The organism is Oleiphilus sp. HI0067, from assembly GCF_001635735.1.
The window spans coordinates 1-1201 of the sequence record NZ_LWFI01000100.1; the positions used below are offsets into that span (position 1 = coordinate 1).

2 protein-coding genes and 1 pseudogene are annotated in these 1201 nt (G+C 46.8%); all 3 read right to left on the bottom strand.

All coding sequences use genetic code 11. The features are described from left to right. Positions 1-397: pseudogene (locus A3739_RS01410) on the bottom strand (magnesium/cobalt efflux protein); the annotation flags it as partial. Between the two features lie 20 nt (positions 398-417). Continuing rightward, the gene (gene ybeY / locus A3739_RS01415) at positions 418-867 is read right to left on the bottom strand and encodes an rRNA maturation RNase YbeY (protein WP_068478523.1); all 450 of its coding nucleotides are present in this window, start codon (positions 865-867) and stop codon (positions 418-420) included. Between the two features lies 1 nt (position 868). After that, on the bottom strand, positions 869-1201 hold a 333-nt coding region (locus A3739_RS01420; protein WP_197471943.1), incomplete at its 5' end, for a PhoH family protein.

The window sequence follows — 1201 nt, forward strand, 5'->3', positions numbered from 1 at the left end:
GGATGTCCTGACGCTTGAGTTCACCCTTAAGTGCGAGCGGTAGCAGGTCTTTAGCTAGCAAAACGCCTTCTACTTCATCATTTGATTCGCCGAATACTGGAAAACGGGAGTGCGCTGATTCGATGATGCTGCCGATGTAGTCTTCAGGATCAGCGTTAAGTTTGATGGCGATCATTTGTGAGCGAGGGATCATTACTTCACGCGCTTGCATTTGCGTGACTTGAATTGCGCCTTCAATGATGCTCAGAGCGTCGCTATCAAGAACGTTGCGCTGCTCGCTGTCTCGAAGTAATTCGAGAAGTTCTTCTGTGTTCTCAGGTTGATCGGAGAAAGCCTGAGAGATTCGTTCTAGCCAGCTCTTTGAAGCTGGCCCGGTACTCGGAGTGTCGTCGTTCATTAGTAGAACTAGTTTGCCTCTTACAAATAAGGATTATCGTAGCCTAAATCAGAGAGAATCGTAATTTCAAGTCTTTCCATCTCTTCAGCCTCGTCATCGTGAATGTGGTCATATCCTTGAAGGTGAAGCGTTCCGTGAATCACCATGTGCGCCCAATGCGCTTCCAGTTGTTTATCTTGTTCTTTTGCTTCTAGCTCAACAACGGGCTTACAGATAACTAGATCGCCAAGTAAATCGATCTCCACAAACTCGGGAGCTTCGAATGGGAATGACAATACGTTAGTCGATTTATCTTTACCGCGATACTCAAAATTAAGTGCGTGCGATTCTTCTTCTTCAACGATGCGTATCGTCATCTCGAGATGTTTCTCTCCCTGATACGCAGCGTTTGCCCAGCGCTCGAACTGATCAAGTGGAGGAAAATCGTTGTTACCGATTTCGATCTGTAAATCGATTGTGAGTTTGCTCATCTTAGCTCTGCTTTGCGTCGTGTTTGTCGTATGCTTCGACAATGCGCTGAACTAGAGGATGGCGCACTACGTCGGCCGAATTGAAATTCGTGACGCTGATGCCGGCAACATTGTTCAAGATTGTTTGGCATTCAGCGAGCCCGGACTTGGCGCCTTTAGGTAAGTCGGTTTGTGTAATGTCGCCAGTTATGATGGCGGTAGACCCAAAGCCGATACGTGTTAAAAACATTTTCATTTGCTCTGGTGTCGTGTTTTGGCTTTCATCCAGAATAATAAACGCGTTATTCAAGGTGCGCCCCCGCATAAACGCGAGTGGTGCGATTTCAATGACGTT